Source organism: Sphingomonas degradans (assembly GCF_053502645.1).
This window is the reverse complement of the sequence record NZ_CP177172.1, coordinates 4107286-4131464: the sequence shown is the minus strand read 5'-3', so window position 1 is coordinate 4131464 and position 24179 is coordinate 4107286. Positions and strand designations below refer to the sequence as shown.

The 24179-nt window shown below is 69.5% G+C and carries 22 protein-coding genes and 1 tRNA gene; 14 read left to right on the top strand and 9 right to left on the bottom strand.

The window, feature by feature from the left end; translation table 11 throughout:
• Window positions 1-68 precede the first annotated feature (68 nt).
• The 8 genes from ACG3SL_RS19010 to ACG3SL_RS18975 all read left to right on the top strand — a co-directional run bounded on the left by ACG3SL_RS19010 (window position 69) and on the right by ACG3SL_RS18975 (window position 9377).
• Window positions 69-143 (top strand) — tRNA-Gly (locus tag ACG3SL_RS19010).
• Window positions 144-360: 217 nt separating this feature from the next.
• Window positions 361-3678 (top strand): glycosyltransferase, encoded by a 3318-nt coding sequence (locus ACG3SL_RS19005; protein ID WP_448662723.1) that lies wholly within the window; start codon window positions 361-363, stop codon window positions 3676-3678.
• On the top strand, window positions 3675-4436 hold the full coding sequence (locus ACG3SL_RS19000; RefSeq protein ID WP_448662722.1) for an AcvB/VirJ family lysyl-phosphatidylglycerol hydrolase: 762 nt from the start codon (window positions 3675-3677) through the stop codon (window positions 4434-4436). The genes ACG3SL_RS19005 and ACG3SL_RS19000 overlap by 4 nt, the downstream gene beginning before the upstream one ends.
• Entirely contained in the window at window positions 4433-4837 is a 405-nt protein-coding gene (locus tag ACG3SL_RS18995) for a DUF2147 domain-containing protein (RefSeq protein ID WP_448662721.1), read from the top strand. Before ACG3SL_RS19000 ends, ACG3SL_RS18995 begins: the two co-directional genes overlap by 4 nt.
• Window positions 4807-7401: a bifunctional lysylphosphatidylglycerol flippase/synthetase MprF gene (mprF, locus tag ACG3SL_RS18990; protein WP_448662720.1), complete on the top strand. Its 2595-nt coding sequence runs from the start codon at window positions 4807-4809 to the stop codon at window positions 7399-7401. Before ACG3SL_RS18995 ends, mprF begins: the two co-directional genes overlap by 31 nt.
• 68 nt (window positions 7402-7469) lie before the next feature.
• Window positions 7470-7877 carry a DUF2147 domain-containing protein gene (locus tag ACG3SL_RS18985; RefSeq protein WP_448662719.1) on the top strand — a complete coding sequence of 136 codons (408 nt, stop codon included), beginning with the start codon at window positions 7470-7472 and terminating at the stop codon, window positions 7875-7877.
• 172 nt (window positions 7878-8049) lie between these two features.
• Window positions 8050-8478: a DUF2147 domain-containing protein gene (locus ACG3SL_RS18980; RefSeq protein WP_448662718.1), complete on the top strand. Its 429-nt coding sequence runs from the start codon at window positions 8050-8052 to the stop codon at window positions 8476-8478.
• A gap of 101 nt (window positions 8479-8579) precedes the next feature.
• Entirely contained in the window at window positions 8580-9377 is a 798-nt protein-coding gene (locus tag ACG3SL_RS18975; protein WP_448662717.1) for a DUF72 domain-containing protein, read from the top strand.
• Here ACG3SL_RS18975 and ACG3SL_RS18970 read toward each other — a convergent pair whose 3' ends face one another.
• The 7 genes from ACG3SL_RS18970 to hemC are packed head-to-tail and all read right to left on the bottom strand — an operon-like array spanning window position 9378 to window position 15891.
• Window positions 9378-10607 (bottom strand): FAD-dependent oxidoreductase, encoded by a 1230-nt coding sequence (locus tag ACG3SL_RS18970; protein ID WP_448662716.1) that lies wholly within the window; start codon window positions 10605-10607, stop codon window positions 9378-9380. It abuts the gene before it with no gap.
• Entirely contained in the window at window positions 10577-11692 is a 1116-nt protein-coding gene (locus ACG3SL_RS18965) for a CaiB/BaiF CoA transferase family protein (RefSeq protein ID WP_448662715.1), read from the bottom strand. Before ACG3SL_RS18965 ends, ACG3SL_RS18970 begins: the two co-directional genes overlap by 31 nt.
• A complete protein-coding gene (locus tag ACG3SL_RS18960) occupies window positions 11689-12207 on the bottom strand; it encodes a GNAT family N-acetyltransferase (RefSeq protein WP_448662714.1) in 519 nt (172 codons plus the stop codon). Before ACG3SL_RS18960 ends, ACG3SL_RS18965 begins: the two co-directional genes overlap by 4 nt.
• Window positions 12207-13391 (bottom strand): acyl-CoA dehydrogenase, encoded by a 1185-nt coding sequence (locus ACG3SL_RS18955; RefSeq protein ID WP_448662713.1) that lies wholly within the window; start codon window positions 13389-13391, stop codon window positions 12207-12209. Before ACG3SL_RS18955 ends, ACG3SL_RS18960 begins: the two co-directional genes overlap by 1 nt.
• A 13-nt stretch (window positions 13392-13404) precedes the next feature.
• Window positions 13405-14262, bottom strand: a complete 858-nt coding sequence (locus ACG3SL_RS18950; protein WP_448662712.1) for a hypothetical protein — start codon at window positions 14260-14262, stop codon at window positions 13405-13407.
• 31 nt (window positions 14263-14293) lie between these two features.
• Complete coding sequence (locus tag ACG3SL_RS18945; RefSeq protein ID WP_448662711.1) at window positions 14294-14968, bottom strand: uroporphyrinogen-III synthase; 675 nt, start codon at window positions 14966-14968, stop codon at window positions 14294-14296.
• A complete protein-coding gene (hemC, locus tag ACG3SL_RS18940) occupies window positions 14965-15891 on the bottom strand; it encodes a hydroxymethylbilane synthase (protein ID WP_448662710.1) in 927 nt (308 codons plus the stop codon). The genes ACG3SL_RS18945 and hemC overlap by 4 nt, the downstream gene beginning before the upstream one ends.
• 40 nt (window positions 15892-15931) lie before the next feature.
• On the opposite strand from hemC, the gene tsaD reads away from it, so the two are divergent.
• The 3 genes from tsaD to ACG3SL_RS18925 are packed head-to-tail and all read left to right on the top strand — an operon-like array spanning window position 15932 to window position 18515.
• Entirely contained in the window at window positions 15932-16957 is a 1026-nt protein-coding gene (tsaD, locus tag ACG3SL_RS18935; protein ID WP_448662709.1) for a tRNA (adenosine(37)-N6)-threonylcarbamoyltransferase complex transferase subunit TsaD, read from the top strand.
• On the top strand, window positions 16954-17541 hold the full coding sequence (locus tag ACG3SL_RS18930; protein ID WP_448662708.1) for a hypothetical protein: 588 nt from the start codon (window positions 16954-16956) through the stop codon (window positions 17539-17541). Before tsaD ends, ACG3SL_RS18930 begins: the two co-directional genes overlap by 4 nt.
• Complete coding sequence (locus ACG3SL_RS18925) at window positions 17538-18515, top strand: NAD(P)H-dependent glycerol-3-phosphate dehydrogenase (RefSeq protein ID WP_448662707.1); 978 nt, start codon at window positions 17538-17540, stop codon at window positions 18513-18515. Before ACG3SL_RS18930 ends, ACG3SL_RS18925 begins: the two co-directional genes overlap by 4 nt.
• Before the next feature lie 250 nt (window positions 18516-18765).
• On the opposite strand, the gene ACG3SL_RS18920 is transcribed toward ACG3SL_RS18925, so the two are convergent.
• A complete protein-coding gene (locus tag ACG3SL_RS18920) occupies window positions 18766-18924 on the bottom strand; it encodes a DUF1674 domain-containing protein (protein ID WP_448662706.1) in 159 nt (52 codons plus the stop codon).
• Between the two features lie 113 nt (window positions 18925-19037).
• Here ACG3SL_RS18920 and ACG3SL_RS18915 point away from each other — a divergent pair, with 113 nt between their 5' ends.
• The gene (locus ACG3SL_RS18915) at window positions 19038-20303 is read left to right on the top strand and encodes an RsmB/NOP family class I SAM-dependent RNA methyltransferase (RefSeq protein WP_448662705.1); all 1266 of its coding nucleotides are present in this window, start codon (window positions 19038-19040) and stop codon (window positions 20301-20303) included.
• Between the two features lie 36 nt (window positions 20304-20339).
• On the opposite strand, the gene ACG3SL_RS18910 is transcribed toward ACG3SL_RS18915, so the two are convergent.
• A complete protein-coding gene (locus ACG3SL_RS18910) occupies window positions 20340-21563 on the bottom strand; it encodes an integrase core domain-containing protein (RefSeq protein WP_448662704.1) in 1224 nt (407 codons plus the stop codon).
• A 216-nt stretch (window positions 21564-21779) separates the two neighbouring features.
• On the opposite strand from ACG3SL_RS18910, the gene rpe reads away from it, so the two are divergent.
• Window positions 21780-22439, top strand: a complete 660-nt coding sequence (gene rpe / locus ACG3SL_RS18905) for a ribulose-phosphate 3-epimerase (RefSeq protein ID WP_448662703.1) — start codon at window positions 21780-21782, stop codon at window positions 22437-22439.
• Entirely contained in the window at window positions 22436-24169 is a 1734-nt protein-coding gene (locus tag ACG3SL_RS18900) for a heparinase II/III family protein (RefSeq protein ID WP_448662702.1), read from the top strand. Before rpe ends, ACG3SL_RS18900 begins: the two co-directional genes overlap by 4 nt.
• The last annotated feature ends 10 nt before the right edge of the window (window positions 24170-24179 follow it).

Below are 24179 nucleotides of genomic sequence, written 5' to 3'. Positions count from 1 at the left end.
CGGACCCGAAAAGCCGGTGCTAGTGGCCGCGCCTCACCCAGCCCGGTCCGACCGGGCAAGACGCCAGAGCGGGCGTAGCTCAGGGGTAGAGCACGACCTTGCCAAGGTCGGGGTCGAGGGTTCGAATCCCTTCGCCCGCTCCAGCGACCTTCGCAGCCGATAGCGGCGCGAAGCACCGGGCCCCGGTCAGGGGCATCCCTAAGCATGTATCGTTACGCGCATAGATCACGCTATGTTGCGCCCATGCAGTCGTCCGTCAGGACGCTGCATGACAGAAAATTCATCGGTAACTCACCTAAATGGTGCGCAGTCGCGGCTAGGATAGGGCGGTTCCCGGTTTGCAATTGGCGAAGTGCGCGCATGTCCTCTCCTGTTTTCTTCGACCCCACCGGTCGGCGTGGTATCGTGGCGCGGCGTGCGGCGGCGGCATGCATTCTTGCGATCATCGTCGCGGCGCTTGCCTTTGCGACGACGCTGGTGGCGATGCCGCACGTCAACGGGCTTCCGCTGAATTTCGGGCGCGTACAGCCCGCGCAGCTGCGCATGGACCATGTGCCGACGCGGCACCGTTCGTGGCTGCCCGCGCTGCGCCGCAAGAACAGCCACGCGCCGCTGACGGTCGGCTTTTATGTGCCGGGCAACGAAGCCAGTGTCGCGTCGCTGCGCCAGCATGTCGGCGCGCTCGACTGGGTCGTCCCGGCGACGATCAGCGTGGCGGGCGCGACTCACCAGCTCAACATCACCGACGATCGCCAGTTCGACGCGATCGTCGCCGCCGCGCCCACTGCGCCCAAGGTGCTGCCGATGGTGCAGAACCTCACCGACGACGAATGGGACGGCAAGGGGATCGCCGCGCTGGTCGCCAGCCCGGCGCAGCGCCAGAAGCTGGTGCAGCAGCTCGTCGCCTTTGTCGCGCAGCGGCATGCCGCCGGGCTGGTGATGGATTTCGAGAGCCTGCCTGCGCCCGCGCTGCCGCGCTATCGCCAGTTTCTCGCCGAACTCAACGCTGCGCTGCCCAAGGGGGCGGTGGTCGCGGTGACGGCGCCTGCCGGCGATCCGGACTGGGATCTACGCGCCTTTGCCAAGGTTGCCGATCGCGTGATCCTGATGGCCTATGACGAACATTGGCAGACCGGCACGCCCGGCCCGATCGCGTCGCAGCCCTGGCTGGTCCAGCAGGTCGAATCGGCGCTGCGCCAAGTGGGGTCCGAACGGCTGATCGTCGCGCTCGGCAGCTATGCCTATGACTGGCATGGCGGCGGCGCCGATGCGCTGTCGATCGAAGAGGCATGGCTGGCCGCGCACGACAGCGAGGCGCCGATCACCTTCGATCCCGCCAGCGGCAATGCGGGCTTCGCCTATGACGAGAATGGCGCGCATCACGATATCTGGATGCTCGATGCGGCGGCGACGTGGAACCAGCTCCAGGCGCTGAAGCAGCTCGGAATCGGCAATATCGCGATGTGGCGGCTGGGCACCGAGGATCCGGAGCTGTGGAAGGCGTTCGCCGCGTTCCGCAGCGGCGGCGTGCCGGACCTCACCCGCCTGCGCCCTGCGCTCGACGTCGACGTCGAGGGGACGGGCGAGATATTGCGAATCACGGCATCGCCGACCGAGGGACACCGGACGATGACCTTCGACGCGAATCGCATGATTCGCGGCGTGCGCTACGATTCGCTGCCGACGCCCTATGTCGTCCAGCGCGCGGGCGCAGTGCCAAAGACGATCGCGCTGACCTTTGACGACGGCCCCGACCCGGAATGGACGCCCAAGATCCTCGACGTGCTGGAAAAGGCGAAGGTGCCCGGCACCTTCTTCGTGATCGGCGAGAATGCGCTGACCCAGCCGGGGCTGCTCAACCGGATCATCGCCGGCGGCGGCGAACTGGGGAACCACACCTATACCCACCCCAATCTCGCACTGTCCTCGCCCCAGACGACGACGCTGGAGCTGAACGCCACGCAGCGGCTGGTCCAGGCCTATACCGGGCGGGCGATGCGGCTGTTCCGCGCGCCCTATTTCGGCGATGCCGAGCCGACGACGCAGGACGAAATCGCCCCTGCGCTGGTCGCGCAACAGGCGGGCTATACGGTGGTCGGGCTCCACGTCGATCCCAATGACTGGCAGCGGCCGGGCGAGGACGTCATCGTCCAGCAGGTGCTGGACCAGATACACAGCGCCACGCCCGAAAACCCCCAGAACATCGTGCTGCTCCACGACGGCGGCGGCGACCGGTCGCAGACCGTGGCCGCGCTGCCCCGGATCATCGCGACGCTGCGCGCGGAGGGCTATCGCTTCGTCCCCGTGTCGCAGCTCGTCGGGCTGTCGCAGAACGACGTGATGCCCAAGGTCAGCGGCGCGGACCTGCTGGCGGTGCGCACCGATGTCGTCATCTTCCTGATCCTCGCGACGCTGTCGGCGATCCTGGGCTGGCTGTTCTTCGTCGCGATTGCGCTGGGCATCGGCCGCGCGGTGACGATGGCCGGGCTCGCCTGGGCCCAGGCGCGGCGCCAGCGGCCCGAGCCGCCGGTCTATATGCCGACCGTGTCGGTCATCATCCCGGCCTATAACGAGGAAAAGGTGATCGCCGATTCGGTCCGTCGCGTGCTGGCCAGCGACTATCCCGACATTACGGTGATCGTCGCGGACGATGGGTCGAAGGACGGCACCAGCGCCGTGGTCGCCGCCGCCTTTGCCGACGATCCCCGGGTCACGCTGCTCACGTTGGTCAATGGCGGCAAGGCGGCGGCGCTCAACCGCGCGTTGCAGGATGCGACCGGCGAAGTCGTGATCGCACTCGACGCCGATACCCAGTTCGAGCCGGAGACGATCCGCCGCCTCGCGCGCTGGTTCGCCGATCCGGCGATCGGGGCCGTGGCGGGCGATGCGCGAGTGGGCAACCGCGTCAACCTCGTCACGCGCTGGCAGGCGATCGAGTATATCACCGCGCAGAATCTCGAGCGCCGCGCGCTTGCCGGGTTCGATGCGATGACGGTGATCCCCGGCGCGGTCGGGGCGTGGCGCCGCGCCGCGCTCGACCAGGTCGGCGGTTACCCCGAAGATACGCTGGCCGAGGATCAGGACCTGACCATCGCGATCCAGCGCGCGGGCTGGCGCGTCACCTATGACCCGCGCGCCACCGCCTGGACCGAGGCGCCCGAGACGTTCCGTGCGCTCGCCAAGCAGCGCTATCGCTGGGCGTTCGGCACGCTGCAATGCCTGTGGAAGCACCGCGCGGTGCTGTGGACGCGCAAGCCTTCGGGCCTCGCGCTGGTCGGCCTGCCCCAGGCATGGGTGTTCCAGATCGCCTTTGCCGCGCTGTCGCCGCTGATCGACTTGACGCTGGTGCTGTCGATCCTCGGCACGATCCTGCGCGTGGTCCAGCATGGCTGGGCACAGACCAGCGGCGATGTCGGCTATATGGGCGCGTACTGGCTGGCCTTCGTCACGATCGATGCGCTGTGCGGGCGGCTGGCGTACCGGCTCGACGGCGATCGCGCCCGCTATCCGGTGTTCCTGCTGATCGCCCAGCGCTTCGTCTATCGCCAGATCATGTACTGGGTCGTGGTGCGCGCGATCGCCTCCGCCATCGGCGGCTGGGTGGTCGGCTGGGGCAAGCTCGAGCGGACCGGGCGCGTGTCCGATGCGGCCAAGCCGGCAGCAGGAGCAGGGGAATGAACGCCAATCCTTCCTGGTATCGCCGGATGCTGCGCCGCTGGAAAGCCTGGGTCGCGGGGCTCGTGGCCGTGATCGCGATCGGTCTGGTCGTGTTGTACGCCAGCGCAGGCTTTTTCGATCGCGATCCGGTGCGTCTGTTCGGGATGGAGCATCGCGGCGCGCCGGTCGCCGCGCTCTATTTCTCGGGCGACATGGGCCTGCGCTATGGCATGGGGCCGTATATCGCCGCAGGGCTCGCCGATGCCGGGGTGCCGGTATTGGGCGTCAGTTCGTCCACTGCCTTTGCCACGCACCGCACGCGGGCGGAGACCGATGCGATCTTTGCCAAGGCCGTGCGCGACACGCTGCGCCAGACCGGCGCGCAGCGCGTGATCCTGATCGGCCAGTCCTATGGCGCCGACATCACCCGCGTCGGGCTGGCGTCGCTGCCCGCCGATCTGCGTGCCAAAGTGGCTGCCGCCGTGCTGGTGGTGCCGGGGCGCACCGCCTATTTCCGCGCCGACCCGGCGGGCTTCGCCTATCGCGGCACCCCCGATGCGGGCCCGGAGGAAGCGAACCGCATCGACTGGCTGCCGCTCACCTGCATCCGCGGCGCGCTGGAGCCCGACAGCCTGTGCCCGGTGCTGACCGGGGGCAATGTGCGTAGCATCGTCCTGCCCGGCGGCCATTTCCTCAACAACGACCATGACCTGCTGGTGCGCACCGTGCTGACCGCGCTCACGCCCCAGCTTTCCGCAGGCAAGGAGCCTCGCCAATGAAGCGTTTCCTATCGCTCGCCCTGTCGCCGCTGCTGCTGTGCGCGGCGGCACCCGCGCCGGTGGCCGCCGATCCGATCTTCGGCGTGTGGGGCAACCCGGCCCGGACGATCGCCGTGCGCATCGCGGCGTGCGGCCAAGAGATTTGCGGCACCATCGTCGAGGCGACGGCAAAGGCCGAGCAGGACGCGCGCGCAGCCGGAGTCAACACGCTGATCGGCGTCGAGCTGCTCAAGGATTACCGCCAGACCGCGCCGACGCGCTGGTCGGGCACGGTCTATGTGCCCGATATGGGCCGCAGCTTTTCGTCGCACATCGTGGCCGAATCGCCCAATTCGCTGCGCATCGCCGGCTGTCTGGTAGGAGGATTTCTGTGCAAGTCGCAGGTCTGGACCCGGCTCTGAGCGACACCGCACCGCGCCCGCGACGGCTGGTGGACGGTGTGCGGCGCTTCCGGCGCCCGCTCGCCATTGCGGCCGTTGCCGTGGTGGCATGGCTGGGGTTCGAGGCGCTGCGCACAGTGCTCGCCGAAGTCCATTTCCGCGACGTCCGCGCCGCGCTGGGCGCGATCGGCACCGGGCACCTGCTCGCCGCGCTCGGCTTCACCGCGCTCAGTTATTTCCTGCTGACCTTCTATGACTGGGCGGCGCTGCGCACGATCGGACGCAAGCTGCCCTGGCGCACGGCGGCGCTGGCATCGTTCACCAGCTATACGCTCAGCAACAATCTGGGCCTGTCGCTGCTCACCGGCGGATCGGCGCGGCTGCGCGTCTATTCGGCGGCGGGACTTGAGTTCGCCGATGTCGCGCGCGTCACGCTGATCGCGTCGAGCACCTTCTGGGGCGGCATCCTGGTCACCACGGCCTTTGCGCTGCTGGTCGATCCCGTGCCGCTCCACATCGCCGGATTCGTCGGCAGCGTCGGCGTGCAGCGGTTGCTCGGCGCGGGAGCGCTGGCGCTGTTCGCGGTGCTGATCGTCGCGCGGGGGCGGGCGGCACGGTCGATCCGGCTGGGCGATGCCAGCGTGCCGATTCCAGGGCGCCGCCTGCTGGTGACGCAGATCGCGGTCTCCACCGCCGACCTCGCCTGCGCGTCCGCCGCGCTGTGGGTACTCGTCCCGAACGCCGCCTCGGTCGGGCTGGGGCCGTTCTTCCTCGCCTATGCGCTCGCCATCCTGGTCGGGTTGCTCAGCCATGTGCCGGGCGGGGTGGGGGTGTTCGAGGCGACGATCCTCGCGCTGGTGCCGATCGACCGGACCGATCTGTTCGCGGCGCTGCTGCTGTACCGGCTCGTCTATTATGTCTTCCCGCTTGCCGTTGCCGGCGTGGCGCTGGCGGCGATCGAGGGGCGGCGGCTGCGCCGTCCGCTCACGCTGGGGCTGACCGTGGCGGGTCGGCTGACCCGCGCGCTGGCGCCGTCGCTGCTGGCGGCGCTCGTGTTCGGCGCGGGGCTGATGCTGCTGGTGTCGGGCGCGCTGCCTGCGCTGCACGATCGCATGATCTCGGTGCGGGAGCTGGTGCCGCTGCAGTTCGTCGAGACCTCGCACTTCGCCGGCAGCCTGATCGGCACGGCGCTGTTGCTGATCGCCCCGGCGGTGCAGGCGCGGCTGAAAAGCGGGTTCCACGCCGCGCGCGCGCTGATGATCGCGGGGGCGCTGTTTTCGGTGCTCAAAGGCTTCGATTACGAGGAGGCATTCGTCCTGCTCGGCTTTGCCGGGCTGCTCCAGTTCAGCAAGCCGGCCTTTTACCGCCGCGCCGGCATCGCCGGGGCGCCGATCGCGAGCTGGTGGTGGGCCGCCGCGCTCATCGCGATTGCACTGAGCGCCTGGGCGGGGTTCTTCGCCTATAAGCATGTGCCCTATTCGCAGGCACTGTGGTGGGATTTCGCCTGGCGCGGCAATGCCCCGCGCTTCCTGCGCGCGACGCTCGGCGCCACGGTGCTGGTCGGATGCTGGGCGCTATGGCGGCTGATGTCGGCGGCGCCCGCCGTGGCCCCGGCCACCGACGTGCCCGAGGCGGTCGCCATCCGCGCGATGGCGGACACGGGCCGCGCCGATGCGATGCTGGCCTATACCGGCGACAAGAGCTTCCTGGTCTCCACCGATGGCGACGCCTTCCTGATGTACCGCGTCCAGGGGCGCACCTGGATCGCGATGGGCGATCCGGTCGGCCCCATAGAGGCGTGGCCCGAGCTGGTATGGGAGCTGCGCCGCCGCTGCGATGCCGCGCGTGGGCGGCTGTGCCTGTTCCAGGTCAGCACCGAAATGCTGCCGCTGATCGTCAGCCTGGGGCTCCAGCCGATGAAATATGGCGACGAGGCGATCGTCGACCTTACCCATGGCTTCGACCTGAAGGGGCCGGCGTACAAGTCGCTGCGCCATTCGATCAATCGTGCGGCGGGGGCGGGGCTCAGCTTCGACGTGATTCCCGCCGATCAGGTGCCGTCGCACGCCGAGGCCCTCCGCGCCGTCTCCGACGCCTGGCTCCAGCGCAAGCCGGGCGCGGAAAAGGGATTCAGCCTGGGCCGGTTCGACATGGCCTATCTCGCCCGGTTCGATTGCGCGGTGCTGCGGCTGGAGGGGCGGATCGTCGCCTTCGCCAATATCTGGGAGACGCCCAATCGCGAGGAAATCTCGGTCGATCTGATGCGCCACGTCCCCGATACGCCCTATGGCGCGATGGACCTGCTGTTCGTGCGGCTGTTCCAATATGGCGCCGAACAGGGGTTTGCGCGATTCAACCTCGGCATGGCGCCGCTGTCGGGGCTAAACGATGGGCCGCTGGCGCCGGTCTGGTCGCGGCTGGGCGCCGCCGTCTATGGCCATGGCGAGCGGCTCTACGGCTTTTCCGGGCTGCGAAGCTACAAGAGCAAGTTCGCGCCCGACTGGGTCCCGCGCTATGTCGCGGTGACGCTGGGGCTGTCGGTGCCGCGCGCGCTGATCGATCTGGCGGCGCTGATCGGGGGGTGAGTCACACACCCGTGGGGTGGTTCCGATTGCCGGAATTCCGCTATAGAGAGCGGGACAGGGAGATTGCCATGAAGCCAATTGCACGCCTCATCCTGGGTTTCGGCATCGTCGCCGCGCTGACCGGCGCCGCCGCGCCGCCGCCGCCCGAAGACGTGTGGCGCAACCCCAGCGGATCGGTGCATATCCGCTTCTCGGCGTGCGGAGCGGCGATGTGCGGCACCGTCGTCTGGGCGAGCGAAAAGGCCAAAGCGGATGCGCTCAAGGGCGCGAAGGAGCCGCTGATCGGCACCCAGATCTTCCGCGATTTCGAGGAAGTGAAGCCCGGCACGTGGCGCGGGCGCGTGTACGTGCCCGACATCAACCAGACCTTTTTCGGCACGGTGACCCGGCTCGACAAGGACCGGCTGCTCGGCAAGGGATGCGTGCTGTTCGGCGCGATCTGCAAGAGCCAGACCTGGACGCGAATCGCGCCCTGAGCGCCGCATCGAACGCTGCGTTTCCGAAACTGCCCCTTGCGGAGGGCCCTCCGGATTTCCAGATCGTCCCCAGCAAGAGACCCGGCGGGGACCAGGCCTCCTTTGACACAATGTCGCCACCACAGTGCCATCGGCACTGGCGAATAACGGCGTCTGACAAGGGTTTAGGTATATGCGTTCGATTCTTTCCAAGCTGATTGCGCTGGCATTGCTGGCGTCTCCGTTCGCCGCGCTGCCGGCCGCTGCGTCGGACGAGCCGATGGCCGCGCCGATCGCCAGCGAATGGCGCAATCCCAGCAACAGCGTGCATATCCGGCTCGATCGCTGCGGCACGGAATTGTGCGGCGTGGTCAGCTGGGCCAGCCCCAAGGCGATCGCCGACGCCAAGCGCGGCGGCGCGGACCAGCTGATCGGCACCACGCTGTTCCGCAACCTCAAGCCCACCGGCAACGGCAGCTGGAAGGGCAAGGTGTACGTACCCGATATCCAGAAGACCTTCGCCGGCACGATCCGGTTCCAGGGCGCCAACCAGATGGTCGGCCAGGGCTGCGTGCTGTTCGGCCTGATCTGCAAGGCCCAGACCTGGTCGCGCGTGCGCTGAACCAGCCGTCATCCCGGCGAAAGCCGGGACCTCAGGCGGCCCCATCCCCCACACGCGCAAGGATAGTCGCCCCACCCCCGCCGCCGCGCTATGCTCGCCTTATGGCACAGGGCATGATTCGCGTCGGTATCGGCGGCTGGACGTTCGAACCGTGGCGCGGAACCTTCTACCCGCCCGGTCTGGCGCAGAAGCGTGAGCTGGAATTTGCCAGCCGCGCGCTGACTGCGATCGAAGTCAACGGCACCTATTATTCGAGCTTCAAGCCCGCCACGTTCGAGAGCTGGGCAAGCGCCGTCCCCGACGGCTTCGTCTTCACGATCAAGGGCAGCCGATTCGTCACCAACCGCAAGGTGCTGGCCGAGGCGGGCGAATCGGTCCAGCGCTTTGTGGGGCAGGGGCTGACCGCGCTGGGCGACCGGCTGGGGCCGATCTTCTGGCAGTTCATGGCGACCAAGAAATTCGACGCGCCCGATTTCCAGGCCTTCCTCGATTTGCTCCCCCGCACGCAGGACGGGGTGGCGCTGCGCCATGCGATCCAGGTCCGGCACGCAAGCTTTGCAGTGCCCGAATTCGTCGCGATGTGCCGTGCCGCCGGGGTGGCGATCGTCTACGCCGATTCGCCGCAATATCCCGCCATCGCCGACATCACCGGCGACTTCGTCTATGCCCGGCTGGAGGCCGGCGAGGACGAGAACCCGCTTTGCTACCCCGAGGCCGAACTCCCCCGCTGGGAGTCCGCCGCGCGCCTCTGGGCCGAGGGAGGCCGCCCCGAAGGCCTGCCCTATGTCACCGACGAAGCCCCGCCCGCCACGCCCCGCGAAACCTTCGTCTTCTTCATCCACGGCGGCAAGGTCCGCGCGCCGGCGGCGGCGCAGGAATTGATCCGGCGGCTGGGATAGCTATTCCAGCCCCAGCGCGCCCAACGGGCTGCCCACCAGCCCGCTGACCATCGCCGCCTGGAGCCGGGTGGCGGGCCAGCGCTTCGACAAGGGACCGACCAGCCGGTCGCGCAGGAACGGCAGCACGCGTCCGTCGGACTGGTACACCGGCGTGAACAGCCGGCTCATCGCCTGGTACAGCCGCACATGGCGCCGCCGCAGCCGCACCGCCTGCGCGCACGCCGCGTCGACGGTCTTCGTGCCGCGCAGCGCAAGCGCGAGCGCATGGGCATCGAGCAGCGCCATGTTGGCGCCTTGCCCCAGTTGCGGGCTGGTGCTGTGCCATGCGTCGCCCAGATGGATCAGGCCGGGCTCGGCGGGCGCGCGCAGCGTGCGATGGGCATAGCGCGCGAAGGTGAGCTGCGCGGGATCGGTGATGCCGGCGAGCATTTCCGCCGTTTCGGGCCATAGCGTGGTGACCTCGCGCTTCCACGCTTCCAGCCCAGCATCGTGCCATGCCGCGAGCCGATCGCCCCGGAGCGACCAGAAGAAGGCGGCATGGCTGCCCGCAGCACCGGGCGCCTGCCCCACCGGTAGCACCCCCGCCATCACGCTGGCCCCGCGATAGCGTTGTTGCAGCGCCTGCGCATCGAAATCGTCGCCCGGCCAAGGCACCGTCGTCCAGAGCGCACCATAGGGCAGCGGGCGGCTCGGCTGGGCGGCGAGGCCGCTGCGGGCGCCCATAGCGTCGATCACCAGCGCAAATCGCTCGGATGCAGGCTGCTTGGCAAACACCAGCCGCCGCGCGTCGCCCTCGCGCAGGGTGCCAGTCACGGCATGCCCGGTGCGGATCTCGATTCCCGCCGCCACCACGGCATCGTGCAGCACCGCGAACAGCGCGCCGCGATGGATGCCCACGCCAAACCGGTCGCCGCGCCCCAGCGCCGCATAGCGCACGTCGAGCACGGTGCGCCCGCTCCGCCCTGCGCTGCCGAACAACCGGTCGATCCGCGCACCACGGGCAATGGCGTCCTCGGCGAGCCCCAGCGTCGCCAGCACCGCCAGCCCGGTCGGCTGGAGCATCAGCCCGGACCCGACCGGCCCCGCTGCGTCGAATCGCTCGAACAGCACCACGTCATGCCCGTCGCGGTGCAGCAGCAGCGCAGCGGCAAGCCCGGCGGTCCCGCACCCGGCAATCGCGATCCGCAAGCGCTGCACGGTCAGTCGGCGTCCGCCCGCTTCGGGCTGCACTGCGCAGATACCATCCGTTCGCTGTCGATCACGATCGGGCTGGCGAGCCCCGGCACGCCCTCGCGCACGATCGCCATGCCGCGTGCGATCACCTGGGGGTCGGCGAACACTTCGTCCAGCCGGTTGATCGGCCCGGCGGGGACGCCTTCGCCCTCCAGTGCCTCGTACAGATCGGCCTTGCGCCAATCGAGGATCGCGCGGGCAAGCAGGGGGATCAGCGCGTCGCGATGCGTGACGCGCGCCGGATTGGTGGCGAATCGCGGATCGTCGGCGAGCGGCAGGCCAAGGATCGCGCACAGCTTGCGGAACTGGCCGTCATTGCCGACTGCCACGATCAGCTCGCCGTCGCTGCAGGCAAAGGCCTGGTACGGCACCAGATTGGCGTGGCCATTGCCCATCCGGTGCGGCACCGCGCCGCTCGCCATCCAGTTGAGCGCCTGGTTCGCGAGCACGCCCACCTGCGTATCGAGCAGCGCCATGTCGATATGCGCGCCCGTGCCCGTGACGTCGCGCCGCCGCAGCGCCGCGAGGATCGCGACTGCTGAATATACCCCCGTGAAGATGTCGGCATAGGCGATGCCCGCTTTCTGCGGGGGGCCATCGGGCTCGCCGGTCAGGCTCATCGCGCCGCCCATCCCCTGGATGATGAAGTCATAGCCGGCGCGCGCGGCATAGGGCCCGGTCTGGCCGAACCCGGTGATCGAACACACCACCAGCCGGGGGAAGTCGGCGCGCAGCGTTGCGGGATCGAGGCCGTATTTGACCAGCCCGCCGACCTTGTAATTCTCGATCACGACATCGGCATCGGCCAGCAGCGCGCGCACCGCCGCCTGGCCCTGCGGCGTGGCGATGTCGATCGCAACGCTCGCCTTGCCCCGGTTGCACGCATGGAAATAGGCCGCATCGCGGTTCTGGCCCTCGGCATCGTGGAGGAACGGCGGCCCCCAATGGCGCGTGTCGTCCCCCGCGCCGGGCCGCTCGACCTTGACCACGTCGGCGCCCAGATCCGCCAGCAACTGCCCGCACCACGGCCCCGCCAGGATGCGCGCCAGTTCCACAACCTTGATGCCCGCCAGTGGCTTCACGGGCGGCGGATTTCGTACACGACATGGTCCGGGAACAGCTTGCCGCCGCCGCGATGGTGCCGCCCGGGAACCAGCGTGCCGCCGATCTTCGCCATCGCCCCGCGCGAGCGCAGATTGTCCTTTCCGACGATGAACACGACCGAGCCGACGAAGCGGTGGATATGGTCGAGCATCAACCGCTTCACTTCGCGGTTGTACGTCCCGCCCCAATAGGCGCGCTCGAGAAAGGTCCAGCCGATCTCGATCTCGTCGTCCTCGGGCACATGGCAATCATAGCGGCTCGATCCGATGACTGCGCCCGTCGCCTTGTCCTCGATCGCGAGCGCCCCGCCGCATGCCAGCGCATCGGCGAAGAACTGGCGGAACACGCTTTCCTGCCAGCGGTCCTTTGCGGGATGCAGTTCCCAGATCAGCGGATCGGACGCCACCGCATAGAGCGCGTCCCAGTCCGCCGCCGCCAGCGGGCGCAGCCGGACCAAATCGCCCTCCAGCACCGGTTGCCGATCCGGCACCATCAGAACGCGGCGATCCCCGTGATCGCCCGCCCCAGGATCAGCGCATGGACGTCGTGCGTGCCTTCATAGGTGTTGACCGTTTCCAGGTTGATCGCGTGGCGCATCACATGGAATTCGGCGGAAATGCCGTTGCCGCCGTGCATGTCGCGCGCGGTGCGGGCGATGGCGAGTGCCTTGCCGCAATTGTTGCGCTTGATGATGCTGATCGCCTCGGGGCTCAGCGTGCCGTCGTCGAACATCCGGCCACAGCGCAGCGCCGCCTGAAGCCCCAGCGCGATCTCGGTCTCCATGTCGGCCAGCTTGAGCTGCACCAGCTGGGTCGCCGCCAGCGGGCGACCGAACTGCTGGCGGTCCAGCGTATATTGCCGCGCCTGCGCCATGCACGCCTCCGCCGCGCCCATCGTGCCCCAGGCAATGCCATAGCGCGCACGGTTGAGGCAGCCGAACGGCCCTTTAAGCCCCTCGACATGGGGGAGCAGCGCGTCTTCGCCCACTTCGACGCCGTCCATCACGATCTCGCCGGTGATCGATGCGCGCAAGCTCAGCTTGCCCTCGATCTTGGGCGTGGTCAGCCCCTTCATGCCGCGTTCCAGCACGAAACCCTTGATCGCGCCGCCATGCGCGTCGGATTTGGCCCACACCACCATCACGTCGGCGATGGGGGAATTGGTGATCCACATCTTGGCGCCGGTGATCCGGTATCCGCCGTCCACTTTCTCGGCGCGGGTGCGCATGCCGCCGGGGTCGGAACCCGCATCGGGCTCGGTCAGCCCGAAACAGCCGATCCACTCGCCGGTCGCGAGGCGGGGCAGGAATTTGCGCTTCTGCTCCTCGGTGCCATAGGCATGGATCGGGTGCATCACGAGGCTGGATTGCACCGACATCGCCGAGCGATAGCCAGAATCGACGCGCTCGACTTCGCGCGCGACCAGCCCATAGGCGACATAGCCGAGCCCTGCGCCGCCATAGCTTTCTGGAATCGTCGGGCCCAGCAGCCCCAGCGCGCCCATTTCCGCCATGATCGCCCGGTCGAACCGCTCCTCCAGGAACGCGCTGGTCACGCGCGGCAACAGCTCGCCCTGCGCATAATTGCGTGCGGCACCCTGTACCATCCGCTCTTCGTCGGTCAGCTGTGCGTCCAGCCCGAACGGGTCCTGCCAGTCGAACCGGCCCATCGTCGCCATCAGATCAATCCTCTCAGGTGCCGGGCGTGGTTGCCACCGGCGGCTCCAGCGGCGGCGTGGCGAGGGGGGCCTCGATCGCTGCCTGCTCGATTTCGGTAAGGGCGTGGCGCGCAGCGACAAAGCGGCGCGCGGCGGCGACCCAGCTGCTGCCGGCGGCGTTCACGCCGGGCAGGTGCGACACTTCGCCCAGCGCCGCCTCGACCTGTCCCGCGTCCAGCGTGCGGCGGGCGCGGCGCAGCCGGTCCGACGCGCGCGGGCTCGGCGCATCGGCGGGGCGCAGCACCACCAGGTCGCCGACCAGCCGGCGGACATGCATCCACAGGCTGTCGTCGGGCGCGTTGATCAGGCGCGGCGCGATCGTATCGAGCGCGAGGCGCAGGTCCTCGATCGTCACCGGCTCGGCGGCGGCGCGCAGGATCGCGCCCACCGCTTCGCCATGCGCGTCGCCAAAGCGGGCGCGCAATTGCGCCTCCAGCGGGCCCAGCGGCTGGCCCCGCTCGATCGCGCGCCGCACGGCAAAGGCGATCATCAGCCGCTCGGCGCGCGTCGCATAGCCAGAGGCGGCGCGCGCGCTGCCTTCGGTATCGCGCAGCCGCATCGAAAGCTGGTCGAGCCGCCCGGACAGCTCGGCCTCGCGCGCGTCCAGCGTGGCAAGGGTGCTGGCCTGTGCCGCCGGAGTCTGGGGGACGGGTGCCGCTGTCGTCGCGACGGGGGCGGGCGTCGTGGCGCGCGGAGACAGCGCGCCGCCCAGCTGGAACGCCGCCGCCGTGACGGCAATTCCCCCGGCAAAGGCAAGGCCGCTCAGGACCAGGGTCGACCGGCCACGCGGCTGTTCGGCAGCCGGTTCGGGCGATAGGGTAGCGTCGCTCATGCGCCCCTTATTCGCGCCAGCGTGCGCGGGGTCAATCGGCAGCGCGTCGGCCAAGCGCGATTGCGGTGTCGATCAGCGTCGCGCCGCGCAGGTCGGCGGCGACTCGCACCTGTTCCCAGCCGGCGCCTGCCGCCGCCGCCGCGCGGGGGCTGATCGCCGCCAGCGCGATTCGATCGCGCGCCAGCCCGGCAGCGTCGACCAGCGCCGCCAGCCGCGCGCCCGCGCGTGCCGACTGGACTAGTGCCACAGCGCCGGCCAGCGGGCTGACATCCGCGTCAATGGGTTCGCTCGCATAGACGGTCACCGCCGCCGCAACGATTCCGCCCGCTTCCACCGTCCGCTCGCGCCCGCCCAGGTGGAGCGCGTGGCCCACGCCCGCCCGCGCGGCCTCGGCCAGCAGCGCTGCCGCATCCGCGCTCCCGACCGCGACGACGTCAAATCCCGCCGCCCGCGCCGCTGCCGCCGTCGCGCTGCCCACGGCATGGACCGGCAGTGCGCGCAACGCCACAAGCCCCGGCCCGCCGTGCCGCACCGCATTGGCGCTGGTCAGGATCAGCGCGTCGAACGCGCCCGCCGGCACGTTCCACGCGACCGGCTGGACCGCGAACAGCGGCACGCGCAGCGCGCGCCCGCCCTGCGCTTCGATCGCCGCCGCCGTCGCCGCATTGCCGGGCTCCGGGCGCAGCACGGCGATCGCGCGGCTCATCCGGCGAACAGCCGCCGTACGCCCTCGGGCGCGCGCGCCAGCAGGTCGGCGGCGAGGGCGGCGGGGACGGCATGGTCCAGCGGCGCGCCTTCGATCTGGCCGAACACATGTTCGCTGCCGTCTTCGCTCAGCAATTCGGCGCGCAGCGTCAGGATCGCGCCTTCGATCACTGCCGTCGCCCCCACCGGCGAATGGCAATCGGCCTTGAGCGCCGCCAGCAGCGCGCGCTCGGCCAGCACACAGCCATGGGTGCGGGGATCGTCGATCGCGGTCAGCAGCGCGCGAGCATGGGTGTCGTCGGCGCGGCATTCGATCCCCACGGCGCCCTGCGCGGGTGCAGGCAGCATCGTGTCGATCGGAATCGCGGCGCCGACATCGTGCCGTCCCAGCCGCTCCAGCCCGGCGGCGGCGAGCAGCGTTGCATCGGCCTCGCCCGCCGCCAGCTTGGCCAGCCGCGTATCGACATTGCCGCGAAACAGGATGATTTCCAGGTCGGGGCGCAGCTTGCGCAGCTGGGCTGCCCGGCGCGGCGAGCTGGTGCCGATCACCGCACCGTGGCGCAGCGCGTCGATCGACTCGGCACCGACCAGCCGGTCGCGAATATCGGCGCGGGGCAGCATCGCGACGATGGCGATGGCCTCTGGCCGCACGGTCTCGACATCCTTCATCGAATGCACCGCGCAGTCGATTTCGCCGCTCAGCAGCGCGCGGTCCAGCTCCTTGGTCCACAGCGCCTTGCCGCCGATTTCGGCGAGCGCACGGTCCTGCACCCGGTCGCCCGTGGTGCGGATGACGTGGATTTCGATTTGGTCGGGCGCCAGGCCGTGCGCGGCGACAAGCGCGTCGCGCACCATATGGGCCTGAGTCAAAGCGAGCGGCGACCCACGGGTGCCAAGACGGAAGAGAGAGGGTGCGGAAGACATGGCGGGTTGTGCTAGCGCCCCGGCGGCCTAGATGGAAGCGATGGCACTTATTCTCGGGCTGGAATCGAGCTGCGACGAAACAGCGGCGGCACTGGTCGACAGCGACGGCACGATCCGCGCGCACCAATTGGCGCGCCAGGACGACGCGCATCGCCCCTATGGCGGGGTTGTCCCCGAAATCGCCGCGCGCGCGCATGTCGAGGTGCTGGCCCCGCTGGTCGAGGCCGCGCTGGCCGAGGCGGGCGTGACGCTGGCCGATGTCGATGCCATCGCCGCCACGGCGGGGCCGGGGCTGATCGGCGGCGTGATGGTGGGGCTGGTGACCGGCAAGGCGCTGGCGCTGGCGGCGAACAAGCCGCTGATCGCGGTCAACCATCTGGAAGGGCACGGCCTGTCGCCCCGGCTCAGCGACCGCGACCTCGCCTTTCCCTATCTGCTCCTGCTCGTCTCCGGCGGGCATTGCCAGTTGCTGCTGGTCGAGGGCGTCGGGGCCTATCGCCGGCTCGCGACCACGATCGACGATGCGGCGGGTGAGGCGTTCGACAAGACCGCCAAGCTGCTCGGCCTGGGCTTTCCCGGCGGCCCGGCGGTGGAGGCGGCGGCAAAGCGCGGCAATCCCCGCGCGGTCCCGCTGCCGCGCCCGCTGGTCGGATCGGGCGAGCCGCATTTCTCGTTCGCTGGGCTGAAGAGCGCGGTCGCGCGTGCCGTCGGCGACTATAGCGCGGAGGATCTGGCCGCCTCGTTCCAGCAGGCGGTGGTCGACTGCCTCGTCGATCGTACCCGGCTGGCGTTGGAGGGCGTGCGCCCGACCGCGCTGGTCGTGGCCGGCGGGGTGGCGGCGAACAGTGCGGTGCGCGGGGCGCTCGAATCGCTCGCCACCGAACACGGCCTGCGCTTCGTCGCGCCGCCGCTGTGGCTGTGCACCGACAATGCGGCGATGATCGCCTGGGCCGGGGCCGAACGCTTCGCCGCCGGGCTCACCGATCCGCTGGACTTTCCCGCACGCCCCCGCTGGCCGCTCGATCCGGATGCGGAAAAGGTGCGTGGGGCAGGAGTGAAGGCATGAAGTCGATGCTAGCAGGCATGATGGTGGGACTGGTCGCAATGCCGGCGGCCGCCGATGACATTCCCGCCAGCGCAAGGCCCACCGCAAGGCATTGCCTGTCGGCTGCCAGCCTGTTCAGCCCCGATGCCTTTGGCAGATACCCCGCCGATGCCGACTGGCGCGGCGTGAGAAGGGCGCCGGATGTCCGCAGGGGGAATGCGCATCTCTACCGCACGCTGATCCGGCAGAATGCCCGGAGCGCGCCGGATTTCGCGGGCCATTACAAGATCGTTCGCGCTGGCTGCGGTGCGGGGATGATCTGCCCGCTTATCCTGGATTTGAAGACCGGCAGAGTCTGGCAGATTCCAGGATTGAAAAGCGTCGAGTGGGGTTATTCCCGTGCCCGTGATGTCGAGCGCGAGACGGGTTTCGAGGACTCCCGGCTCGTGTATCGGCGCGACAGCCGGTTGCTGGTCGCGTTGGGCACGCGAAATGAAGATCCGAAGCTGGCGGGCGCAATTCAATATGAATGGACAGATCGCGGGCCACAGCTGCTGCGGTCCGTTCCTGATAGCCAGCTCTGTCCGGGAAGCGACAAGTTATGAAGATCGGCGTGATCGGCGGCGGTGCCTGGGGCACGGCGCTTGCACAGGTCGCGGCGCGCGATGGGGCGCCCGTGCTGCTCTGGGCGCGCGAGGGCGAGGTGGTGCGCAGCATCAACGACGCGCAGGAGAACAGCGCCTTCCTCCCCGGTGTCGCGCTGTCGCCGTCGATTCGCGCGACCGGGAGCCTGGGGGCGCTGGCTGAGTGCGACGCCTTGCTCGTCGTGGCGCCGGCGCAGCATGTCCGCGCGGTGCTGGCCGAGACGGCGGTGGGGGATACTCCGCTGGTGCTGTGCGCCAAGGGGATCGAGGCGGGAACGCAACTGCTCGTCGGCGAAGTCGCGCACCAGGTCGCGCCGCGCGCGCCGATCGCGGTGCTCTCTGGCCCCACCTTCGCGCACGAAGTCGCGGCGGGGAAGCCCACGGCGGTGACGCTGGCGTGCGAGGATGCGGGGTTGCGCACGCGCCTGTCCGATCGGCTCGCGGGGCCGGCGTTCCGTACCTATGGCTCGGCCGACGTGATCGGGGCGGAGATCGGCGGCGCGGTCAAGAACGTGCTCGCCATCGCGTGCGGTGTGGTCGAGGGGGCAGGGCTGGGGCTCAACGCCCGTGCCGCGCTGATCGCGCGGGGCTTTGCCGAAATGACGCGCTTCGGCCTCGCGCGCGGCGCGCAGGCGGAGACGCTGACCGGGCTGTCGGGGCTGGGCGACCTCGTGCTGACCTGCTCGTCCACCAATTCGCGCAACTTCTCGCTCGGGCTCGGGCTGGGGCAGGGGCGCAGCGCATCCGAGCTGCTGGCGGATCGCCGGACCGTGGCCGAAGGCGCCTTCACGGCCCCGGTGCTGCGCGTCGCGGCGCGCGATGCGGGGGTGGACATGCCGGTGACCGCAGCGGTCAACGCGTTGCTCGAAGGCGCGCCGGTCCGCGACGTGATCGACGCGCTGCTCAGCCGCCCGTTACAGCCAGAGGTGCGCTAGGAATTACCCGGATAGGGTAATTTCAGGGCGAAATACCCCTAAACACGCCTAAACTTCCTCAACATATTGGTAATTTCTTACCCCGTTCTGGGCTTTCAGCGTTTGTTTGGAAATGCGCCGCAGCGCATTTCACGGTGCCAGCCCGCTCCCCCACCCGGCCACCCACAGAATACTGCCGTTGGGTGGCCGGGTGGGGGAGCGGGCCGGCACCGCCTTGAAATTCGCTCTTCCGCGAATTTCCAAACGGCTTTCAGAAATCCACCGCAATGCCCTTCACCTCCCAGTCGCCATAGCGGGTGGGATCGGTGCCGAGCGGGTCGTTCGTCTTCTCCGCCGGCGCGGGCTGTGGCAGCGGCGGGCTCTTCGAGAGATAGGCGGGCGGCTTCACATGATCGGGGCGCTGGCCCATGGCATTGCCTCACTGGTTGACTGCCCTCACAGTGGGCGCGAACGCAGCGGGGTTCAAGGCAATGGCTGGCACGGGTTCCGAAATGCGCGCCAATCGGCTAGGGCGCGCCTGATTTGTCTCGTCCCGCTCCCCAATCCGATGCGCCGGGTGTTCCCGCGCGCCGTGCCGCGCTCAAGCTGCTCGATGCCGTGCTCCGCCGTGGGCTCGCGCTCGAACAGGCGCTCGACAATGCCGCCCAGGGGCTGGCGCCCAACGATCGCGGGCTCGCCCATGCGATCGCGGCGGAAACGCTGCGGCGGCTGCCCGATCTCGACGCGCTGATCGATTCGGCGACGCGCCAGCGCCTGCCCGACGATGCCAAGGCGCGCTTCGCGCTGCGCATCGCGCTGGTCCAGGCGCTGGCGTTGGGCACGCCCGGCCATGCCGCGATTTCCACCGTGCTCCCGCTGGTCGATGGCGGCCCGCGCAAGCTGGTCCACGGTGTGTTCGGCACGCTCGTCCGCTCGGGCGTGACGCTGCCCGAGCCGCCGGCGCTGCCCGATGCGGTCGCGCTGCGCTGGCACGCGGCATGGGGCGACCAGATGATCGAGGATGCCGAGCGCGCCATCGCCGTGCCGCCGCCGATCGACCTGACGCTGCGCGACGCGGGCCATGCGCCCGAGCTTGCCGGCATGTCGCTGCTCCCCGGCCATTTGCGGCTGGAGGACAAGGCCGCGATCCCGACGCTGGAGGGCTATGCCGAGGGGGACTGGTGGGTCCAGGACCTTGCCGCGTCGCTGCCCGCCCGGCTGATCGGCGCAGGCGCGGGGGCTGCGCTCGACCTGTGCGCCGCTCCGGGCGGCAAGACGCTCCAGCTCGCCGCTGCCGGTTGGGACGTGACGGCGGTGGACGTGTCCGAAAGTCGTCTGGCGCGACTTCACGAGAATCTGGAGCGCACCGGCCTGAATGCCCGCGTCGTCGCCGCCGACCTGCTGACGTGGCAGCCGCAGTCGCCCGCCGACGCCGTGCTGCTGGACGCGCCGTGCAGCGCCACCGGCATTTTCCGCCGCCATCCGGACGTGCTCCACCGCGTCCGCCCCTCGCTGATCGCCGAAATGGCGGCGCTCCAGGCCCAGCTGCTGGCCCGCGCCGCGCAGTGGGTGAAGCCGGGCGGCGTGCTGGTCTTCTCCACCTGCTCGCTCGAGCCGCAGGAGGGCGAGGCGCAGCTGGCGACTTTCCTCGCCGCGCATCCCGATTTCGCGATCCAGCCCGTGCGCGTCGAGGAACTGCCCGAGGGGATCGTGCCCCGCGACGACGGCAGCCTGCGCATCCTGCCGGGGATGCTGCTCGACAAGGGCGGCGTGGACGGATTCTTCATCGCGCGATTGCGCCGGGCCTAGTGATGCGGTGCCGGCCTGATCAACCGGGTTGAAGCCCTACAGATCAGACCGGGTTGATCCTCCACAGTTTTGGCCGGGTGCTTTTGGTGGTTCGCGCAGCCTGTATCGGGGCGGTGCGAAGCGCCGGAAGCGGCCCGAGCGGTCGATTACACCCAGGTCGGTGTCGCAGAACCGCACGAGGTGCGAACCGTCCTCCTGCGCGGTGATACCGACCACCTCGCCTGCCAGCGATTCGCTCACGAACACGCGCCCCTGGCGCCACTTGATGTCCCCCGACCCCTGCACCGTGCGCGCTTCGTGATCGGCGTCGTACCATGGCTCCGGCACGCGTTCCGGCATCGTCCTTCGCGATGCCTGCCACAGGCTCGCGGGCGCGACCTGGCCAAGCGCCTCGTGCGGCCGCTCTTCGTTATAGTGCGCACGGAACGCATCGAACCGTGCCTGCTGCGCGCCCAGCGTCGCCGCCGCGGGCCGCGAGGTCTGCCCCTTGAGCTCGCGGTGCATCCGCTCGTGACGGCCGTTATCCTGCGGCGAGGCAGGGCGGATGAAGTGGGGCCGAACCCCCAGCTTGAGCCACCATGCCGACAGCCGCGTAAGCCCGCCCGCGCCATCCGATCCGAACGGCGGCCCGTTGTCGCAACGGATCGCCTGCGGCAGGCCATGCGCCTGGAACAGCTGCTCGAATACCGGTCGCACACCCGCAATCGACGGATCGGTGATGCGCACTTCCAGCAGATAGCGGCTGTACGCATCCGTCACTGTCAACGGGTCGCAACGCCTGCCATCCCGCGTGCGGAACCAGCCCTTGAAGTCGCACGCCCATTCCACATTGGGCGCATCCGGCCAAAGCGGCTGCGGATCAACCGCGACCCCACGCCTGCGTATGCGCCGCGGCGCAACCAACCCGCTTCGCTTCACGATGTCCCCGATCGTGGAGGCCGCTGGCCAGTCCCTCCCCGGCGCCTCCCGCTCCAGCCACGCCAGAATCTTCTTCGGACCGAAATGCGGATAGCGTGTCCGCACCGCAATCACCGCCGCCTCCACCTCCGCCACCGTCCGGTGCGGACAACTGCGCGGCGCGTGCGAGCGATCCGCAAACCAACGCGCATCGCCACCCGCGCGCCGCGAATGCCACAGGTAAAAGGTCGACCGATCAATCCCGTAGCGCGCACACAGCGCCGTCACGCTGAATGCCCCGGTATCGTAATCCGACAGCAGACCTATCCGCCGCTCCATCCGGCTGCTCTCCACAAATGGCATCGAAGAAACCCTCCTGCGACACAACGCTGCCGTGGAGGATCAACCCGGTCCAATCTGTGGAACATCTACCCGGTTCGTACCGCCCGCTCCCCCACCCGACCACCCATAGAATACACTGTCGTTGGGTGGTCGGGTGGGGGAGCGGGCCGGCACAGATTCAGCAAAGCGGAAACGCGCTAGTTGCTTGGCGCAGGGGGTGTGCGTAAGGATTCGCGCATGTCCGCCGTCCGCATCGCACCGTCCATCCTCTCCGCCGACTTTGCCCGTCTGGGCGAGGAAATCCGCGCCATCGACGCCGCGGGTGCCGACTGGATCCATGTCGATGTGATGGACGGGCATTTCGTGCCCAACATCACGATCGGGCCAGCGGTGATCAAGGCGCTGCGCCCGCACACGGCCAAGCCGTTCGACGTGCACCTGATGATCGCGCCGGTCGATCCGCTGCTGGCGGCGTTTGCCGACGCGGGCGCCGACACGATTTCGGTCCACCCTGAATCGGGGCCGCACCTGCATCGCACGCTCCAGACGATCAAGGCGCTGGGCAAGCGCGCGGGCGTCGTGCTCAATCCCGCCACCCCGATCGATGCGATCGACCATGTCATGGACCTGGTCGACCTGATCCTGGTGATGAGCGTCAACCCCGGCTTCGGCGGCCAGAAGTTCATCGAGAGCCAGTTGCCCAAGATCGCCGAGCTGCGCCGCCGTATCGACGCCTCGGGCCGCGCGATCGACCTGGAAGTCGATGGCGGGGTCGATCGCGAAACGGCGCCGCGCGTGATCGCGGCGGGCGCCGATGCGCTGGTCGCGGGCACCGCCACCTTCACCGGCGGCCCCGATCGCTATGCGGCGAACATCGCCGCGCTGCGCGCCGGGTGAGCGATTCCCCGCACGATCCCGCCGCCGACGGGATCGAGCCGGGCAAGCGGCTGGTGCGACAGGGCGGCGATCGCGGCCTGAGCCTGGCCGATCGCATCGCCGAGCGACTGCAGCGGCTGAGCTGGCGCCTGCCCTTCCACGCGATGCGGCTGAAGGGGCGGCATCCGCTCAAGCTGATCGCGATCCCCGACGACCCGTTTTTCGGCGACCCCGCGCGCGGCAACGCGCTGCTCGACGGCGTCATCGCCTTTCGCGGCGAAGCGCGGGAGATCGAGGCCGTCGATTTCGCGCATCCCGACTGGTCGCCCGGATTCGACGACTATCTCCAGAGTTTCGCGTGGCTGCGCGACTTGTCGAGCGTCACCACCCGCGCGATTGGCGCGCCGATTGCCGAGGAGCTGACGCGGCGCTGGCTTGCCGTACACGGCGAAAAGGTGAGCGAGCCGGCGTGGCGCGGCGACCTGTGGGGGCGGCGCATCCTGTTCTGGACTGCGCACGCGCCGCTGATCCTGTCTGCCTCCGACCTCGTCTATCGCTCCAGCGTGCTCCACGCGCTGGCACGGGGCGCGCGCCATCTGGACCGCGCGGCCGATCGTACGCCGGTGGGCGCGCCGCGCGTGGCGGCATGGTGCGGCGTGCTGGCGGCGGGGCTGGTGATGCCCGGCGGCGATCCGCGACGCGGCGCCGGCGAGGCGGGGCTGCGCCGCGCGATCGAGCAATCGGTGTTCGACGATGGCGGGCTGGTGTCGCGTTCGCCTGCCGCGCATCTCGACGCGATCCAGTATCTGACGATGCTCGCCGATGGCTATGACGCCCGCCGGCTGGAGCCGCCGACCTTCCTCACCACCACGATCGCGCGGATGGTCACGGCGCTGCTGGGGGTGTGCCATGGCGATGGCGGGCTTTCCAGCTGGCAGGGTGGCGGGCCGATTCCGGGCGACGTGCTTGGCCAGACGGTGGAGGCAACCGGCGTGCGCACCCGCCCGCTGAAACAGGCGCGCGAATGGGGATATCAGCGGCTCCACGCCGGCGGCACCGTCGCGATCATGGACGCCGCACCCCCGCCGCTCGCCCGGCTGGTCGAGGGGGGCTGCGCATCGACGCTGGCATTCGAACTTTCGGACGGCGCGCATCGCATCGTCGTCAATTGCGGCGGCGCGCGCGCGGCGCATGTGCAGCTGCCGGCGGCGCTGGTCGAGGGGCTGCGGACCACCGCCGCGCATTCCACGCTGGTGCTGGCCGACAGCAATTCCACTGCGATCCATGCCGACGGCACGCTCGGGCGCGGCGTGGCCGAAGTCGAGCTGGCGCGGCAGGAAACCGATCGCGGCAGCCGGATCGAGGCGAGTCATGACGGCTATGCCCGCCGTCTGGGCTTCGTCCACCGCCGCATCCTGGCGCTGTCCGACGATGGCAAGGATGTGCGCGGCGAAGACATGCTGCTCCCCGCCGATCGGCGCAAGGCGCGGCCGATGACGCCCTTCGCCATCCGCTTCCACTTGCATCCCAGCGTCGAAATCACCCCCACCGCCGACGGCATGGCCGCGATCCTGCGCCTGCCGGGCGGCACGCTCTGGCAGTTTCGCGGCAAGGGCGCGGCGCTTACGGTCGAGGACAGCGTGTGGATCGACGGCGAGGGGCGGCCGATGGCGACGCGCCAGCTGGTGATCGCCGGCGAGACCCCGCCCGGCGGCACGAACGTCAGCTGGCTGTTCCACCGCGCGAAATAACGTCGAAAAG

What these genes read in the sequence shown, in the direction of transcription:
- ACG3SL_RS19005 (WP_448662723.1), top strand. Translation starts at nt 361, where the DNA reads ATGTCCTCTCCTGTTTTCTTCGACCCCACCGGTCGGCGTGGTATCGTG.
- ACG3SL_RS19000 (WP_448662722.1), top strand. Translation starts at nt 3,675, where the DNA reads ATGAACGCCAATCCTTCCTGGTATCGCCGGATGCTGCGCCGCTGGAAA.
- ACG3SL_RS18995 (WP_448662721.1), top strand. Translation starts at nt 4,433, where the DNA reads ATGAAGCGTTTCCTATCGCTCGCCCTGTCGCCGCTGCTGCTGTGCGCG.
- ACG3SL_RS18985 (WP_448662719.1), top strand. Translation starts at nt 7,470, where the DNA reads ATGAAGCCAATTGCACGCCTCATCCTGGGTTTCGGCATCGTCGCCGCG.
- ACG3SL_RS18980 (WP_448662718.1), top strand. Translation starts at nt 8,050, where the DNA reads ATGCGTTCGATTCTTTCCAAGCTGATTGCGCTGGCATTGCTGGCGTCT.
- ACG3SL_RS18975 (WP_448662717.1), top strand. Translation starts at nt 8,580, where the DNA reads ATGGCACAGGGCATGATTCGCGTCGGTATCGGCGGCTGGACGTTCGAA.
- ACG3SL_RS18960 (WP_448662714.1), bottom strand. Translation starts at nt 12,207, where the DNA reads ATGGTGCCGGATCGGCAACCGGTGCTGGAGGGCGATTTGGTCCGGCTG.
- ACG3SL_RS18955 (WP_448662713.1), bottom strand. Translation starts at nt 13,391, where the DNA reads ATGGCGACGATGGGCCGGTTCGACTGGCAGGACCCGTTCGGGCTGGAC.
- ACG3SL_RS18950 (WP_448662712.1), bottom strand. Translation starts at nt 14,262, where the DNA reads ATGAGCGACGCTACCCTATCGCCCGAACCGGCTGCCGAACAGCCGCGT.
- ACG3SL_RS18945 (WP_448662711.1), bottom strand. Translation starts at nt 14,968, where the DNA reads ATGAGCCGCGCGATCGCCGTGCTGCGCCCGGAGCCCGGCAATGCGGCG.
- hemC (WP_448662710.1), bottom strand. Translation starts at nt 15,891, where the DNA reads ATGTCTTCCGCACCCTCTCTCTTCCGTCTTGGCACCCGTGGGTCGCCG.
- tsaD (WP_448662709.1), top strand. Translation starts at nt 15,932, where the DNA reads ATGGCACTTATTCTCGGGCTGGAATCGAGCTGCGACGAAACAGCGGCG.
- ACG3SL_RS18930 (WP_448662708.1), top strand. Translation starts at nt 16,954, where the DNA reads ATGAAGTCGATGCTAGCAGGCATGATGGTGGGACTGGTCGCAATGCCG.
- ACG3SL_RS18925 (WP_448662707.1), top strand. Translation starts at nt 17,538, where the DNA reads ATGAAGATCGGCGTGATCGGCGGCGGTGCCTGGGGCACGGCGCTTGCA.
- ACG3SL_RS18920 (WP_448662706.1), bottom strand. Translation starts at nt 18,924, where the DNA reads ATGGGCCAGCGCCCCGATCATGTGAAGCCGCCCGCCTATCTCTCGAAG.
- ACG3SL_RS18910 (WP_448662704.1), bottom strand. Translation starts at nt 21,563, where the DNA reads ATGCCATTTGTGGAGAGCAGCCGGATGGAGCGGCGGATAGGTCTGCTG.
- rpe (WP_448662703.1), top strand. Translation starts at nt 21,780, where the DNA reads ATGTCCGCCGTCCGCATCGCACCGTCCATCCTCTCCGCCGACTTTGCC.